Source organism: Zobellia alginiliquefaciens (assembly GCF_029323795.1).
Taxonomy (GTDB): Bacteria; Bacteroidota; Bacteroidia; order Flavobacteriales; family Flavobacteriaceae; genus Zobellia; species Zobellia alginiliquefaciens.
In genome coordinates this window covers 1,863,615-1,878,430 of record NZ_CP119758.1, presented here as the reverse complement: position 1 = coordinate 1,878,430, position 14,816 = coordinate 1,863,615, and the positions used below count along the sequence as shown (strand labels likewise).

The following is a 14,816-nucleotide window of genomic DNA, read 5'->3' as shown; positions in this document are numbered from 1 at the left end:
ACGGCTGTTTAATTTGTAGGAAAATACCTTTGAAAAGATAAAATGCAAGTAACTTGTTTAGTATCTTGCGCTAAAAAGAGAAGTAAGGTTCAAAAACTATTACGACGAAAGTTGATAAATGGGGCAAAAAAATAAGGATACCGCAATTTTAGTATTCTCTCTTTCGGCACAGCTGGAGGCAGAACGTAAGTCCCTTTTTGGTAAACGCAATAAAAATGCGTCCAAAGGTTTTTTTGATATCCTTATTAAGAGAACCCATACAATTGCATCTGCAGCCCATGCCGATGTGGTGGTTTTTGATGAGAGCCAGCAACGCGGAAAAACATTTGGAGATCGTTATGCCAATGCTTTTCAAGAACTTTTTGATTTAGGCTACAGAAAAGTACTTTCTATTGGTAACGATACCCCGGATTTAACTTCTGAAGTACTAGAACAAGCGGTTGACCGAATTCAACATAATGATATGGTAGTTGGACCTTCCACAGATGGAGGAATCTATCTATTGGGGATGCGTCGGGAGTTTTTCAATATAAATGAATTTAAAGCCCTACCGTGGTTACAGTCTACCTTGTTCCATACTTTGGTAAACGGTGTTTTTTGGAAAAAGGCAAAGACATATTATTTTGATGAGCTTTCGGATATTGATACAGCTCATGCACTACATCAATTTTTATACACTACGGAAGATGCTATTTTAATTGAATTTATATTAAATCATCTATCGTTCCGTACAAATCCGGCTTTTTGCCCAAAAGCACTTTTTCATTCCAACAAATATTCATATTCTTTTCAGTTAAGAGGTCCCCCCGCATTTTCTGTTGCGGCTTAATTTAGACCTTAAGAGGTTAGAAAAGGTGGAGACCCGGTGGTTTTCTCTTTTCATAAACCAAATAACAATCCTTACTGAATTTTAATGAAAACAGCTATAATAGCGCTTATGCAGCTATGTGCGGTAACAGCATATTGCCAGAGTAATTCGTACACTGCAAAATTGGTAGACACAGATAATCTGCCCGTCCCTTATGCCACGATAAATGAGTTGGGCACCAATAATTATGTGGTTTCCGATGAATCAGGGAAATTTACTTTAGAAACGGACGCAGATGATATTACGGTCAGTATTGCGTCCATAGGCTATATAACGAAAGAGGTTCCGGCTGTAAATGGACGCCTTCCCAAAGTGATTATACTAGAACTTTCATCCGAACAATTAGATGAAATTGTAGTTACGGCGCTGGGCATTGAACGGGAAAAGCAATCTTTGGTTTCTGCCGTAACCACGGTTAAAGCAGAACAATTAACAGAGGTGCCACTTACTAATATGGTAAATAGCCTTGCCGGTCGGGTTGCCGGTGTTCAGATTACTAACGGTTCATCGGGTGTGGGTTCTTCATCACGCATTGTAATTCGGGGTGAAAACTCTTTGGGCGGTAGCAACCAACCCTTATTTGTTGTTGATGGTGTGCCTATCAGTAATGAGCAGATTACTAGTAACCTGGTAAATGACGGAGCGCTCCAAGAAGTGGATTTCGGTAATGGCGGTGCAGATATTAGTCCAGATGATATTGCATCAATCTCCATTTTAAAGGGCGCTGGTTCTGCAGCCTTGTACGGAGCACGTGCCGCAAACGGAGTTGTAGTCATTACTACTAAAAGAGGCCGAAAGAAAAAGGGATTGGGCATAAGCATCAATAGCACTTTGACGGTGGAAAGCCTATTGACCTTGCCCGATTATCAAAACGAGTATGGTGGAGGTTCCAATGGGGAATATGCCTTTCAAAATGGAATTGGAGCAGGTCTCAACGATGGAGGTATCAGCAGCTATGGCCCACGTTTAGACCAAGGTCAGCTTATTGCTCAGTTCGATAGTCCTTCCACAGATATCAACGGTAATCCTGTAAGGGCAGGAGATGTGATTTCCAGAACCCGTCCAGATGGTTCGTTTACGGATATAACCCCTACACCGTGGGTGTCAAGACCGGACAACGTTCGTAATTTCTTTGAAACAGGGGTAACATATCAAAATAACATTTCCATTAGTACGGGCGGAGAAAAGGGAAGCGCGCGGTTATCGTACAGTAACCTAAAAAATGACGGAATTGTGCCGAATACCGATTTAAAACGGAACGGAATCGCAATTAGCTTAGACCAGAAAGTTCACGATAAACTGAATGTAAAGGCCTTTTTGAACTATATCAATACCCGCAGCGGCAATCGGCCTAATTTAGGGTATGGCTATGAAAATCCGCTGTACGGATTTAACTGGACGGGTAGAAATACCAACGTGGAGTCGTTAAAAAACTATTGGCAAGCAGGTCAAGAGGGCATCCAGCATTATGATTTTAACTATTTATGGTTGACCAACCCTTATTTAACGGTTTATGAAAACACAAATAGTTTCAATAAAAATAGAATTTTAGGAAACGCATCTGCTACCTATGATATTACGGATAAGCTAAGTCTAAGTGTTCGCGCCGGTATTGATACGTATGATGATAAAAGGGAATTCCGTCGTGCGGTGAGTACAAATCAGAATCCGTTAGGAACCTATCGTGAAGATGATGTTCGGTTTCGGGAGTTAAATACCGATGCACTTCTCTCCTATTCCGATAATATTAACGAGGATTGGAAGTACAACATATCGGCAGGCGCAAATCGGTTTGACCAAGACATTCAATATAAATTTTCTGAAGCCTCCCAATTGGCTATTCCTGGTATTTACACCTTAGCAAATTCAAGAACACCACTTAAAGGAGATAGTCAGAAATTCAACAAACGCATTAATAGTGTGTATGCCAGCGGTAATCTTTCCTATAAAAATTCACTGTATTTTGATGCTACTTTTAGAAACGACTGGAGCAGTACATTACCAAGTGATAATAATTCTTTTGGATACTACTCGGCAGGGCTAAGTTATGTTGTGAGCAATATGTTTACGCTGCCCGAAGCCATTTCGTACCTGAACTTAAGGTTTAGCGCTGCCAGTGTCGGTAACGACACGGACCCGTACCAGAATGTACAGAACTTCGTTTTTAATCAAAACTATGGCTCTAGTTTTAGGGTAACCAATGAAACGGTATTGAAAAATGCCAATTTACGGCCAGAACGTTTAAATGCTTTGGAAGCCGGTTTGGAGGCATGGTTTTTAGATGGCGGGCTTCAGCTAGATGTGGCTGGATACCAAAACACCAGTATTGACCAGATTATTTCCAGACCTATTTCGCAGACCAGCGGGTTTTCTAATTTTAATGTAAATGGCGGCGAAGTAAGAACCAGAGGTTTTGAAGCTTTGGTGAGTGCTGAAATTATCCGTTCGCAAGATTTCGGCTGGCAATCATCAGTAAACTATTCAACCTATAGAAGTGAAGTTACGGAATTGCCCGAAGGTGTAGACCAGTTTGTGACCGGCACAGCAGATATTTTCTCCGGTGGTGGCGGTTCTAACACCGTTTTTTATATTGCTCGTGAGAACGGTCGTGTAGGTGACATGTATGGCACTGGGTTCCTTGAGGTAGATGGAAAAACTGTTTACGGCGCTAATGGATTGCCGATCCAAGACGGAAATCTTAGGCTTTTAGGAAATTATAATCCTGATTTTACGGTAGGCTTCAATAACAAGTTTTCCTATAAAAATATTGATATGACCATACTTTTCGATTGGCGAAAAGGCGGTACCATTGTTTCCAGAATCAAAGCTTTAGGTAGCACTTCAGGTGTTTTGCAAGAAACTTTGGTGGGTCGGGAAGATGGTGTCATTGGCGATGGGGTCGTAAATGTAGGAACTGCCGAAAGCCCGGAATACGTGCCGAATACTACAGCAGTCCCGGCGAGTCAATTTTACAATAACTTTTTTGACCGTGGTAACGAAGATAGCGCACTTTATAGTGCATCTTATGTAAAACTGCGTCAGTTAGGGCTGTACTATAACCTCCCGGAAAAAGTATCCAAATCAATTGGTTTTCAGAATATCAAGTTAGGCTTGGTGGGTAGCAATTTATTGTTGTTTACGGAGAACCCTCATTTTGACCCGGAACTCAATGCTTTGCAAGGGCAGCGAATTGTTTATGGGGTAGAAGACTTTTCCTATCCATCCACTAGAAGTTTTGGTTTTAGTGTAAAAACTGATTTTTAAGTTGGGACATTATGGAACGAAAACAAAATATTAAAACAATGAACAAACTATATATAGTAACCCTTACAAGTTTTATCTTGTTATTTGGGAGTTGTACAGATGAGTTTGAAGAACTTAATGAAAACCCAAATTCTCCGGAATCAGTAGATCCACAGTTTTTGTTGGCAAACGTTATTTCGGTTGAAGCAGACCAGAATGCGTACAATCAAGGGTTTCGTTTGGCTAATTACATTCAGCAGTTTGCAGCTAGTGTAGAATTTGAGCGCATTGACCGTTACGAAATGGGAACGAATAGCGAGTATTGGAATATCATTTTTCAATTGCTGAGCGATATTAAATCTATGCGAGAGCTACAAGGCTCTAATGAGGCGTATAATGCCATTGGAGATGTAATGCAAAGCTTTCTGTTCTCTCAATTAACGGATATGTGGGGAGATGTACCCTATACCGATGCCGTCAATGCGTTGGAGGGCCAGTTTACACCAGCTTATGATACGCAAGAGAGTATTTATACAGATTCGGAAACAGGTATTTTAGTTGTTTTGGAACGGGCAGCGGCTACTTTAGAAAATTCAAATGCCACTATAAATGGGGATGTTATGTTTAATGGGGATTTGAACAAATGGATGCGTTTTGCCAATTCCTTGCGTTTACGTTATCTTTTAAGAATTAGTAAACGGCTTACCGATTATTCTGAGATTCAGGTTTTGGCGGAATCAGGTAAACTAATGCAGTCAAATGCCGATAATGCTGTGTTGCCCTATTTGACTTCGGCACCCAATCAATACCCAATGACGTTGGCCGCTTTGGGCCTATATCAAGAACACCGTATGACGGCAACCGTTGATTCGGTTTTAACTCTGTGGAACGACCCTAGGGTTGAGGTTTTGTACAAACCAACCCAGGTAAGCATTAATACAGGAAATCCTGAATTTAAGGGGTTGGTCAATGGTCAAGATCGAGAAACTATTGCAGAAAAGGGAATCGATTTAAATGACGTTTCTTTGTTCGGTGCTATTTTTAGAGATGTTCCTGATGGGGTGGATGCACAGTTTATGCAATATTCAGAGGTGCAGTTTGCTTTGGCAGAAGCTGTAGAGCGTGGTTATATCTCTGGAGATGTACAAGCGTATTACGAAGCGGGTATTGCTGCAAGTTTTGAATATTATGATGTTGAGCTCCCAACTGGTTATGTATCCCAGGAATCAATTGTATTGAATGGAACTGATAATCTAAACAAAATTTTGACTCAAAAATGGTTTAGCTTAATTTCGAATGGCCACGAAGCATGGTTTAATGTACGAAGAACGGGTATTCCGAATTTAAAACCAGGTCCTGATAACCTGAACAATAATAAATATCCCGTTCGGTATTTGTATCCGGAATCTGAGCAAGCAACAAATAGTGCCAATTATAAAGCGGCAGCCGAAAGAATTGGAGGAGATAATATCAACAGTAAAGGTTGGTGGGAAAAAGATTGATATTGAAGAAAATTATAAAGGTTTATAGGATTATACGACAAAGTGATTTTGTAGGTCAAAGAAGTAGTTAAAATGAATAGGATTAGAAATATACTATTTGGTTTTTTAATAGGGCTAAGTTTACTCGGTTGTGGAGAGAAATCTAAACAAGACGATGAACAATTGAAGAGCGCAACATGGCAGGAAATCGAAAAGAAATCTGAGGGTAAAACCGTTAACTTCATGATGTGGCAGGGCAGTACGGCCATTAATGATTACATAAATAACTATGTAGTGCCAACGGTTAAGGAGAAGTATGATATTGACTTACAAATTAGTGGTGGTCAAGGGCCCGAAATCGTGCAGTTGGTTATGGGAGAAAAGCAAGCCGATATTGATGAAGGGCAAGTAGATATGGTTTGGATCAATGGAGAGACATTTTTCCAATTAAGAAAGGTAGACGGGCTTTGGGGATCATTCGTGGAGAAGCTACCAAATTCCAAATTTATAGATTTTGATAATCCTTTTATAAATACGGATTTTCAACAACCCGTAAATGGTATGGAGGCCCCGTGGAGTATAAATCAGTTTGCAATCGTATACGATTCACAGAAGACATCAAGTCCGCCTAAAAGTATTCCTGAGTTTGAAATATTTATTAAAGAAAATCCGGGGACGTTTACGATTTCTAATGATTTTACGGGTATGACGTTCTTAAAGAGTTTGATGGCCGAAATAGGTGGTAGCCCAAATGCTCTGGATGGAAATTTTGACGAAAATAAATACCAAGAGCTCTCAGCAAAATTATGGGCCTTCATAAATGAGAGCAAGCAATATTTTTGGAAGGAAGGAAGTACTTTTCCTAAAGAGCAATCTAAAATGAACCAGCTTTTTGCTAATGGAGAATTGCTTCTTACCTATGGATTTAGGGAAGGTAGTATTGAAGATAAAGTATTGAGCGGATTTTATCCAAAATCTACCAAAGGGTATGCTTGGGAAAACGGTACGATAAGAAACACTAATTACCTCGGAATTTTGCATAATGCACCCCAAAAGGCAGCTACAATGCAAGTGATTAATTTTTTGCTTTCTCCTGAAGCTCAACTCAAAAAATCCGATGTTGACGGAATGAATTCCAATACGGTTTTGGACATGAGTGAACTGCCTCCAGATTGGAGTATGAAATTCCTTGATGCTAAAAAGCGGGAATTTGGTCCGAGTATAAGAGAATTGGAGTTGAACGCCATCACGGAACCTGCACCGGAATATATGATTCGTTTATACGAGGACTTTAGAAAACATGTCATTGAGAATTAAGAAAGCCAACATAGGCGTACTATTTTTTATACTTATAGGTATAGTTCCTTTTGCCGCGGCATTTATATATGCCCTGCTGTACAGTTTTGGTGTTACTGGTGTAGCAAACGATGGTTTTACTTTAAAATTCTGGGAAACCGTAATTGCATCCGGCTCATTTTTTAAATCACTAGGGTTTAGCGTTTTAATTGCCTTGGTTGCGGTGGTTATTTCGGTTGGTGGGGCACTTTGGATAACACTAAAATTTAAAGAGCAATTAGAAAGCCGTTTTTTCTCCTTTATTATCTATTTGCCTTTGGCGATTCCAGGTATTGTTACCGGCTTTTTTACATTCCAGCTTTTTTCTAAAGGAGGTTTTTTAGCCCGTATTAGCCATAAGTTAGGGTTTATTACAGAGGCTTCTCAGTTTCCGGATTTGGTAAATGATGGTTTAGCATTCGGTATCATACTGTCTTTTATCGCCCTGATTATGCCTTTTTTTATATTACTTTTTCTAAATGTTTATAAAAACGAACGTGTAGAGGAACTTTCTATTTTGGCACAATCACTGGGAGCCAGTGCCAATCAAATTGCAAAAAAGATCTTTTTGCCTATTCTAATTAAAAAGACCTGGGTGCTTATCGTGCTCTATTTTATTTTTCTTTTAGGGGCTTATGAGGTCCCCTTAATTTTAGGTCAAGAATCACCTCAAATGCTGTCTGTTCTAATTATTCAAGAGATTAAACAATATGATCTGGATAAAATTTCCGAAGGATATGTTGTTGCTGTATTGTATACGATAATTGTCTCGGTGACCGCAATTGCATTGTTTCTCCCCAAAAGAAAAACAGCCTATGCGAATTAACTGGAAACCCTTTGTGCTTAGTCTGGCGGTGCTGTTGATACTGTTTCCGTTCGTCTACCTCGTGTTTTTGTCGTTGGCTTCAGAATGGAGATTTCCTGATGTTTGGCCCTCTTATTTAGGGTTAAGGAATTGGCAGACCGTTTTTGATTCAGAAACAGGACTTTTACAAAGTTTTTTGTCCTCTTTGGTAATATCACTTTCTGTGGCAGTATTTTCAACAGCTTCCGGATTTTTAATTAGTAAGTCCGTTTTTTATCACCCCAAGAGAAAGACATTGACGTTACTTGCCTATTTTCCATACATATTGTCACCCGTCGTTTTCGCGGCCTGTCTCAGCTTTTTCTTTTTAAAAATGGGGTTGTTCGGGAATATGACCGGTGTTGTTGTGGCGCAGTTCATCATCGCTTTCCCTTATGCTCTGCTTTTTTTTAGCAGTTTTTGGAACGAAAAGGTTAAAAACTATGAAGATTTGGTGGCTACCTTAGGCGGAAACAAATGGCAGGCCTATACCAAGGTTTTATTACCCTTGGCAAAAGGCCTTATTCTTATCTGCTTTTTTCAGACCTTTCTTATTTCATGGTTTGAGTATGGCTTAACTTCTATTATTGGGATTGGTAAGGTGCAAACCTTAACTATCAAGGTGTTCTTGTTTATTAAGGAGGCCAACTATTATTATGGAGCATTAAGTTGCTGTTTATTGATTTTTCCACCGGTAGTTTTATTGTATTTTAACAAACGTTATGTGTTTAAAAAATTGGTTTAAATGTTTCTTGAGGTACAACATATCGTAAAAAGTTTTGAAGTGGAAAATGTGGTCAAAGACCTTAATTTTTCACTTGAAGCTAAGCAGACCCTAAGTATTTTAGGAAAATCTGGCTGTGGAAAAACCACGATGCTTAAAACTATAGGCGGACTAATTACGCCGGATTCAGGGAGAATTTTATTGAACGGAGAAGATATTACCGCGGTTAAACCCGAAAAGAGAAACATTGTTTATCTGTATCAAGAAGACTTGCTTTTTCCTCATTTAAATGCTTTTGAGAATATCGCTTTTGGACTTCGCCTTAAAAAAATACCGGAAGGTTTAATAAAAGAGAAGGTTAATCACATGCTTAAAAGTTTAGAACTAGAAGGACAATCGGATAAAATGCCTACACAACTATCCGGTGGGCAACGGCAACGTGTTTCTTTTGGGCGAGCTATAAGTACCAGCCCTTCGCTTTTGCTTTTAGATGAGCCTTTTGGGAGTTTGGATACGGGCACGCGCCAACGAATGCAGGAGCTATTTAAAAGGTTGACCGAGGAGTTCAAAATTACCTCACTTTTTGTTACGCATGATTTAAAAGAAGCGGTTTTGATGGGAGACCAAATCGGTTTTATGGAAGATGGTATTTTAAAGATTTATGAGGATAAAAAAGATTTTATTCAAGACCCGCAGACCGGTGTTCGGAATGAAATCGATTTTTGGGGAGGATTGATATAACAGGGTAAAAAAATAATTCAGATAGAATGACGAAGAAAAAGGTATGGATAGACACTGATCTTTCAGTGGGTATGACAAGAGAGAAGCGCAAAGGCTATTGCGATGTTGACGATGGGTATGCCGTTTTGCAACTGATAAAAGCTGATACTATTGATGTTTGTGGCATCAGTGCCGTTTTTGGAAACACGGTTATTGAAAATTCATATCCGCTGAGCCAAAAAATGAGTACTGAGTTTGCTCTTGGCGAAATACCTGTTTATAGAGGAGCTGGCGAAGCTATAAACCTCAAAGCGGTAGAAAGTAACGAAGCTGTTGATGCGTTCGCAGAAGCGCTCCGTAAACAGCCCATGATAATTATGGCTATTGGTCCCGCAACCAACGTTGGCCTTTTACTTTTAAAATACCCAGAACTGAAGAGCCAGATTTTAGAAGTGGTTTTGGTTGCCGGTCGTAGAACCCCTAAAGACTATTTTAGGATTGGGAACAAGGGCAATCACGCACAAGACCTAAATTTTGATTTGGATAATGATGCGTTTCGTATACTATTCGAAAATGGCGTGCCGGTAACTCTTTGTCCATTTGAGATTTCTAATAAAGTTTGGATTAAAGCCGATGATTTAGATGCTTTGGCAAACGGTGATAAAGGAAATCAATGGATAGCGGAAGCTTCCCGTGCTTGGTTACAGCAATGGCTAGATCAAGGTGCTGATGGGTTCAATCCTTTTGATGTATTGGCGAGCCATTATATTATTTCACCTGAGGATATTGTTTCCGAAGAACTTCATGCTCGACTAGAAATTCATCAGGATGATACGGTCAAAGAAAACGAGAAACAAGTGTTCAAACCGTATTTGATATGCGACAAGAAAGAAGGTTTTCCCGTGAAGTACTGTTACGATGTAGTTTCAGACTATCACAAAAAATTGATGGATAGTCTATTGAAATAAATACCTTCGCAATGTCGTTTTCAGAATAACTACAATGAAGGACTTAGAAACAAAATCACTGGGACTTGTGCTTTCTGGCGGAGGGGTACGCGGTATGGCTCATATCGGTCTAATTCAGGCTATGAACGAGTTTGGACTTACCGCTAGTGTCATAGGAGGTAGTAGCGTAGGGGCTTTAGTAGGCGCATTGTACGCCAACGGAAACTCGGTTCTAGATATGATGGCCTTTTTTAAGGAAACCCCTTTATTTAAATACAACTTCCTGACTATAGTAAAGCCCGGTTTTATTGATACCGATAGGTATTTTGATGTATTCAAAGCCTTTTTTCCCGATGATACGTTTGAAGCTCTTCATAAAAAACTACACGTAACGGCTACCAACCTTGAAAAGGGAGATCTTGAATATTTTTCTGAAGGAGAGCTTATTAGACCATTATTGGCATCTGCAGCATTACCACCGGTTTTTAGTCCCGTAGAGATGAATGGAGGACTTTATGCGGATGGCGGTATTATGAACAACTTTCCGCTGGAACCGGTTATGGGTCAGGCGGAATATATTATTGGTAGTAATGTCTCGGTGGTTAGTGAGCTCAATAAAACTCACCTTAAAAATTCAATACAGCTTACGGGCAGGGTAACCGGCCTTATGATTTACGCCATCAACAGAAAAAAACTTGAAGCTTGCGATTTGTTAATGGAGTTTAAGGAACTGGAACATATTGGGGTGTTAGACCGGAAAGGAATTGAAAAGGCCTATCTCATTGGTTATGAAAATACAGCGAGAAAATTAGAAGAGCTATTAAAAAAGCCACAACTGTAAATGACAATTGTGGCTTTCTTTATTTTTTAAAAGGATGTTGTTTAAACATCATCATAATCTACTTTTAAGGTGGGTGTTGTCGGGTGCGCCTGGCAAGTAAGAATCAAACCTTCTTCGATTTCGCCATCGGTAAGAATCTGGTTTTTTACCATTTCGGCTTTTCCTTCCGTTATCCTGGCAATACAGCTACTACAAACTCCACCTTGGCAAGAATAAGGAGCATCAATATTCTGCTTGAGAACAGCATCAAGAACTATCTCCTTTTTATCCATCTCTAAAGTGAATTCCTCATCGTCAACCATAATGGTAACTTTAGTTTTGCCTTCCGCTTGCTCGGGTAGCTCATCTAAAATTTCGGTTGTGGTAAAGAGTTCAAAATGAATTTTATCTTTTGGAATGTCGTTCTCTTGTAGCGTATCGGAAACTAAATTTATCATTGCTTCCGGTCCACAAAGGTAATACCCATCAAAATCTACATCTTTCTGTTTATTATTAAGCGCATAATTTACCGTGGACACATCAATACGTCCAAAAAGAGAATCGTCTTCTTGGGTCTGGCTAGTAATGAAATACACATTAAATCGGCCCGCGTACTCTAGTTCCAATTTTGCCAAATCAGTATAGAACATCGCTTCTTTATGGGATTTATTTCCGTAAACGAGAACAAATTTGTTTTTAGGGTTATCTGCCAATACCGCCTTAGCAATACTCATAATCGGTGTTATACCACTACCCGCAGCAAAAGCCGCAATGTTTTTCACTTTACCGGTAGGCTGAAAAGTAAACCTACCTTCAGGAGGCATCACTTCTAAAACATCACCGGCTTTTAGTTTGGTATGTGCGTAATCTGAGAATCCGCCTTTATCAACTTTCTTGACGCCAATTGTAAAACAATCGCTTTTAGGTGAAGAACAGATAGAGTAAGCCCTTCTGATCTCTTTGCCTTTGAGCTCCATTTTAATGGTAATATATTGCCCGGGAACAAAATCAAAAGTTTGTATAAGGTCTTTAGGTATGGTAAAAGTTATAGCAACCGAACTTGGTGTAAGCGGTTTTATATGTTTTACGGTCAAGGAGTGAAAATGCACCATTGTATTTTATTTAGTCAAATGTGACCGCAAAAATAAGCATTGATAGAGCCATTTGAAACGGAAACGGTAAAAAAAGAAACTTATATGCTGTTTTTGAAAATATCGGACGTAGGTATAATAGATGTTGTGATAAATTTTTAGGTCAAAAACCTACTCTGAATACAAAATATCTTAAAATTTTTGTAACTAATCCTATCCTTTTAAATACTAACTTACCAGACCAGTAATCTATTTCTTATGTTTAAAAGCTTCATTAAGCTGCAATGGAAATCTTTCTTTCGCTCTTCGGCACTGGGTAAGAGCTTGGGCGTTAAAATACTAATGGGTTTCTTTGCACTCTATCTTATGGGGATGTTAGGCTTTCTAGGCTCTACCCTATTCTTTATTTTAAAAAAGACAATACCCAATGTGGACCCTGTGGTTTTTTTGAACCAGTATCTTTTGTACTGGGTATTGGGGGAGTTGTTTCTGCGCTATTTTATGCAAAAGCTTCCCGTATTGGATATTAAGCCGTTTTTGACACTACCTATTAATAAAAGCAGCATTGCCCATTATATTTTAGGACGTTCGGCGGTTTCTTTTTATAATTTTTTGGCTTTGTTTTTCTTTGTTCCGTTTAGTGTAGTTCTACTTATAAAAGGGTATGCTCCACAAAACGTTTTATTTTGGTTATTGGGCATTATTGGTATTGTTCTCAGTATTAATTATGTCAATTTTATAGTGAACAAGAGTGATAAAGCTTTAGTCGTGATCGGCACTCTTTTGCTGGCTTGTTATGGTTTAGATTATTTTGGTATCCTTCCTGTAAAAGAATATGCAGGCCAGATTTTTTATAGCTTATATGAGAATCCGTTGTATGCCCTAATTCCGTTAGGCGTAGCATTCGCTACCTATTACATGAACTACTCGTACCTAAGAAGCCGAATATATCTAGATACGACACTTAAGAAAAAGACAACGGAAGTTACTTCATCGGATTTGTCGTGGACCAAGCGCTTTGGTGACATTGCTCCATATTTACAATTGGATTTAAAGCTGATTTGGCGCAACAAACGAACCAAAACACAGGTTTTTATCTCGTTGGCCATGATTCTGTACGGTCTTCTTTTTTATACGATGGACGACTTTGGCGATACATCACCAATGCTTGTTTTTGTGGGTATTTTTATGACGGGAATCTTTTTGATGAATTTTGGACAGTTTATCCCTGCGTGGGATAGCTCCTATTACAGTATGATGATGTCTCAGAATATTCCATTACGAAGCTATCTAGAATCAAAGGCGCGCTTAATTTATATTAGTGTTGGAGTTATGTTTCTCCTATCTATTCCATATGTTTGTTTTGGGTGGCAGGCCTTGGCCATAAATTTTAGTTGTGCGCTATACAATGCAGGTGTAAATGTGCCCATGATTTTATTTTTTGGCTCCATGAACAAAAAGCGTATAGATCTTAATAAAAGTGCTGTGGGTAATATGCAGGGTATGGGTGCAGCCCAATTTTTAGTGGGTATTCCCCTATTTGGCCTTCCAATAGCAATCTTCACCTTATTTTATTATCTGGTGTCGTTTCAAGTAGCTGTAATCGTTTTAAGTGTGTTCGGCTTGTTGGGCTTTGCTTTTAAGAACATTTTGCTAAATATGATTACTAAAGTGTACCGAAAGAAAAAGTACGGAATGATTGCCGGCTTTAAAGAACAAAACAGCTAGAAGCTTTTAAATTGAAACAAGAACATTATTTTTAATTATGATAACAGTTCAGAACCTTACTAAAAAATACGTTGGTAAAACCGTATTGAATCTTGAACATCTTGAAATTCCCAAAGGGCAAAGTTTTGGCCTTGTAGGTAACAACGGTGCCGGCAAAACTACTTTTTTTAGTCTTTTGTTAGATTTGATTCAGCCTACCACGGGCCATATTATTAATAATGAGATTCAAGTAGACCAAAGCGAAACCTGGAAAAAGCATACATCGTCTTTTATTGATGAAACTTTTTTGATCGGCTATTTGACCCCGGAGGAATATTTCTATTTCATTGGTGAATTACGGAAACAGAATAAAGCAGATGTAGATGGGCTGCTCTCAAATTTTGAAGATTTCTTTCACGGTGAAATTCTAAATCAGAAAAAATACCTGAGAGACCTTTCAAAAGGAAACCAAAAGAAAGCGGGTATTGTGGCATCTTTTATTGGCAATCCAGAAGTGGTTATTTTAGATGAACCTTTTGCTAATCTGGATCCAACAACTCAAATTCGACTTAAAAATATTATTAAGGATTTGGCTTCCAAACAAGGGGTTACGGTTTTGGTCTCTAGCCACGATCTAATTCATGTAACCGAGGTGTGCGAACGAATTGTGGTATTGAACAAAGGCGAAATTGTAAAAGACATTGCAACCTCAGAGGCCACACTAAAAGAATTGGAACTGTTTTTTGGTGGAAAAGAGGCGCCTCAAGATGATATTCCGGTCGCATAATCCTTTTTCATGAAACCGACTATACGGTCGGTTCGGTTTTTGAAAAACTCCGATAGCTTAGGAAACACTTCCGATTACGTGCCGTTTACTTCTGATAATTGGTAATAAATTAGGCCTCTTATCGGTGAAATGAACAATCACAGACTACTTGGTCGGTGAAAAGTGGACTTCCGTTTTTCAGCTTTCTGCAAACTTCACGTACTTTGTATACCGTTGAATCCGTCAAAAAGAAAATTCGGACTTAAATTT

The 14,816-nt window shown here is 39.0% G+C and carries 12 protein-coding genes; 11 read left to right on the top strand and 1 reads right to left on the bottom strand.

The window, feature by feature from the left end; genetic code table 11:
* Nucleotides 1-118 precede the first annotated feature (118 nt).
* The 9 genes from P0077_RS08010 to P0077_RS07970 all read left to right on the top strand — a co-directional run bounded on the left by P0077_RS08010 (nucleotide 119) and on the right by P0077_RS07970 (nucleotide 11,003).
* A complete protein-coding gene (locus tag P0077_RS08010) occupies nucleotides 119-829 on the top strand; it encodes a TIGR04282 family arsenosugar biosynthesis glycosyltransferase (RefSeq protein ID WP_276168591.1) in 711 nt (236 codons plus the stop codon).
* A gap of 84 nt (nucleotides 830-913) precedes the next feature.
* Nucleotides 914-4,132 carry a SusC/RagA family TonB-linked outer membrane protein gene (locus P0077_RS08005; RefSeq protein WP_276168590.1) on the top strand — a complete coding sequence of 1,073 codons (3,219 nt, stop codon included), beginning with the start codon at nucleotides 914-916 and terminating at the stop codon, nucleotides 4,130-4,132.
* A gap of 38 nt (nucleotides 4,133-4,170) precedes the next feature.
* On the top strand, nucleotides 4,171-5,613 hold the full coding sequence (locus P0077_RS08000) for a SusD/RagB family nutrient-binding outer membrane lipoprotein (protein WP_276168589.1): 1,443 nt from the start codon (nucleotides 4,171-4,173) through the stop codon (nucleotides 5,611-5,613).
* A 72-nt stretch (nucleotides 5,614-5,685) separates the two neighbouring features.
* The gene (locus P0077_RS07995; RefSeq protein WP_276168588.1) at nucleotides 5,686-6,909 is read left to right on the top strand and encodes an ABC transporter substrate-binding protein; all 1,224 of its coding nucleotides are present in this window, start codon (nucleotides 5,686-5,688) and stop codon (nucleotides 6,907-6,909) included.
* On the top strand, nucleotides 6,893-7,753 hold the full coding sequence (locus P0077_RS07990; RefSeq protein WP_276168587.1) for an ABC transporter permease subunit: 861 nt from the start codon (nucleotides 6,893-6,895) through the stop codon (nucleotides 7,751-7,753). Before P0077_RS07995 ends, P0077_RS07990 begins: the two co-directional genes overlap by 17 nt.
* Nucleotides 7,743-8,516: an ABC transporter permease gene (locus tag P0077_RS07985; RefSeq protein WP_276168586.1), complete on the top strand. Its 774-nt coding sequence runs from the start codon at nucleotides 7,743-7,745 to the stop codon at nucleotides 8,514-8,516. The genes P0077_RS07990 and P0077_RS07985 overlap by 11 nt, the downstream gene beginning before the upstream one ends.
* A complete protein-coding gene (locus P0077_RS07980) occupies nucleotides 8,517-9,236 on the top strand; it encodes an ABC transporter ATP-binding protein (protein WP_276168585.1) in 720 nt (239 codons plus the stop codon).
* Between the two features lie 26 nt (nucleotides 9,237-9,262).
* Complete coding sequence (locus P0077_RS07975; RefSeq protein ID WP_276168584.1) at nucleotides 9,263-10,183, top strand: nucleoside hydrolase; 921 nt, start codon at nucleotides 9,263-9,265, stop codon at nucleotides 10,181-10,183.
* Between the two features lie 34 nt (nucleotides 10,184-10,217).
* Nucleotides 10,218-11,003 (top strand): patatin-like phospholipase family protein, encoded by a 786-nt coding sequence (locus P0077_RS07970; protein ID WP_276168583.1) that lies wholly within the window; start codon nucleotides 10,218-10,220, stop codon nucleotides 11,001-11,003.
* 41 nt (nucleotides 11,004-11,044) lie between these two features.
* Here the strand turns inward: P0077_RS07970 and P0077_RS07965 are convergent, their stop codons facing one another.
* On the bottom strand, nucleotides 11,045-12,094 hold the full coding sequence (locus P0077_RS07965; protein WP_276168582.1) for a ferredoxin--NADP reductase: 1,050 nt from the start codon (nucleotides 12,092-12,094) through the stop codon (nucleotides 11,045-11,047).
* Between the two features lie 237 nt (nucleotides 12,095-12,331).
* Between P0077_RS07965 and P0077_RS07960 the strand changes: the two genes are divergently transcribed.
* Entirely contained in the window at nucleotides 12,332-13,801 is a 1,470-nt protein-coding gene (locus tag P0077_RS07960; RefSeq protein ID WP_276168581.1) for a DUF5687 family protein, read from the top strand.
* A gap of 37 nt (nucleotides 13,802-13,838) precedes the next feature.
* Nucleotides 13,839-14,567, top strand: coding sequence for an ABC transporter ATP-binding protein (locus P0077_RS07955; protein ID WP_276168580.1), 729 nt, complete (start codon nucleotides 13,839-13,841; stop codon nucleotides 14,565-14,567).
* The last annotated feature ends 249 nt before the right edge of the window (nucleotides 14,568-14,816 follow it).

Coding starts and splice junctions, on each gene's coding strand:
- P0077_RS08010 (WP_276168591.1), top strand. CDS start 119: ATGGGGCAAAAAAATAAGGATACCGCAATTTTAGTATTCTCTCTTTCG.
- P0077_RS08005 (WP_276168590.1), top strand. CDS start 914: ATGAAAACAGCTATAATAGCGCTTATGCAGCTATGTGCGGTAACAGCA.
- P0077_RS08000 (WP_276168589.1), top strand. CDS start 4,171: ATGAACAAACTATATATAGTAACCCTTACAAGTTTTATCTTGTTATTT.
- P0077_RS07995 (WP_276168588.1), top strand. CDS start 5,686: ATGAATAGGATTAGAAATATACTATTTGGTTTTTTAATAGGGCTAAGT.
- P0077_RS07990 (WP_276168587.1), top strand. CDS start 6,893: ATGTCATTGAGAATTAAGAAAGCCAACATAGGCGTACTATTTTTTATA.
- P0077_RS07985 (WP_276168586.1), top strand. CDS start 7,743: ATGCGAATTAACTGGAAACCCTTTGTGCTTAGTCTGGCGGTGCTGTTG.
- P0077_RS07980 (WP_276168585.1), top strand. CDS start 8,517: ATGTTTCTTGAGGTACAACATATCGTAAAAAGTTTTGAAGTGGAAAAT.
- P0077_RS07975 (WP_276168584.1), top strand. CDS start 9,263: ATGACGAAGAAAAAGGTATGGATAGACACTGATCTTTCAGTGGGTATG.
- P0077_RS07970 (WP_276168583.1), top strand. CDS start 10,218: ATGAAGGACTTAGAAACAAAATCACTGGGACTTGTGCTTTCTGGCGGA.
- P0077_RS07965 (WP_276168582.1), bottom strand. CDS start 12,094: ATGGTGCATTTTCACTCCTTGACCGTAAAACATATAAAACCGCTTACA.
- P0077_RS07960 (WP_276168581.1), top strand. CDS start 12,332: ATGTTTAAAAGCTTCATTAAGCTGCAATGGAAATCTTTCTTTCGCTCT.
- P0077_RS07955 (WP_276168580.1), top strand. CDS start 13,839: ATGATAACAGTTCAGAACCTTACTAAAAAATACGTTGGTAAAACCGTA.